Below are 567 nucleotides of genomic sequence, written 5' to 3'. Positions count from 1 at the left end.
GCCACCTTCGCCGCCCTCACCGAGGCCTATAACCCGACGATCGCCGCGATCGCCGATCTGGGCGTTCCGGTGGTCAGCGCGGTGCGCGGGCCCGCGGCGGGGATCGGCTGCAGCCTGGCGCTGGCCGCCGATTTCTGTGTGGGCTCCGAGACGGCCTATTTCCTGCAGGCGTTCGTCAATATCGGGCTGGTGCCCGATGGCGGCGCAAGCTGGATGCTGCCGCGCCTGATCGGCCGGGCGCGCGCGACCGAAATGATGCTGCTGGGCGAGCGCATCGCGGCGGCCAAGGCGCTCGACTGGGGGATGATCCACAAGGTCGTCGCCGACGATGTGCTCGATGCCGAGGCGTTCGCTTTGGCCGAGCGGCTGGCGGCGGGGCCGACGCTCGCCTTGGGGCTGATGCGGCGGCAGATCCGCCATGCCTATGAAGTCGATTATGCCGCCGCGATGCTGCAGGAAGCCGAGAATCAGCGCACCGTGCGCGGCAGTGCGGATTCGATGGAAGGCGGCATCGCCTTCCTGCAAAAGCGCAAGCCGGTGTTCAAAGGGGCGTGAGTTGCATTCCCT

The 567-nt window shown here is 68.3% G+C and carries 1 protein-coding gene; it reads left to right on the top strand.

All coding sequences use genetic code 11. The annotated features are described in order from the left end of the window. Window positions 1-555: enoyl-CoA hydratase-related protein (locus AACY52_RS29620; RefSeq protein ID WP_339561270.1), on the top strand; the 555-nt coding region annotated here is incomplete at its 5' end. Window positions 556-567 lie beyond the last annotated feature (12 nt).

The sequence above is a fragment of the Pseudomonas sp. EA_65y_Pfl1_P113 genome (genome assembly GCF_963970525.1).
Classification (GTDB): domain Bacteria; phylum Pseudomonadota; class Gammaproteobacteria; order Pseudomonadales; family Pseudomonadaceae; genus Aquipseudomonas; species Aquipseudomonas tritici.
Note: the sequence above shows the minus strand (reverse complement) of the source record. Positions and strands in the feature narration are given on the sequence as shown.